Here is a 421-nt window from a genome sequence, read left to right on the forward strand (position 1 = left end):
TTATGTGATGGTCTTATTTTTTGTTTACTCTACCTCTTATTTAAAACTCCCTCTCTCTTTCACTCTATGTTCACACCCTAGTCACATCCAACTTTTATAGTGTATGTATCGAAGTTGTTCCTCCCTAATTTATAAGACATTCCCCAGTGTCTTGAACAACTTCCATCCCTAATTAAATTGACATAAATTGTCCCCTTCCTTGACCATCTCTTATGTGATGGTCTTATTTTTTGTTTACTCTACCTCTTATTTAAAACTCCCTCTCTCTTTCACTCTATGTTCACACCAAGGTCACATCCAACTTTTATAGTATATGTATCGAAGCTGTTCCTCCCTAATTTATAAGACATTCCCCAGTGTCTTTGAATGGCTTCCATCCCTAATTAAATTGACATAAATTGTCCCCTTCCCTAGACCATCT

The sequence above is a fragment of the Bacillus sp. ES1-5 genome (assembly GCF_022487605.1).
In the GTDB taxonomy this organism is placed as follows: domain Bacteria; phylum Bacillota; class Bacilli; order Bacillales; family Bacillaceae_G; genus Bacillus_A; species Bacillus_A wiedmannii.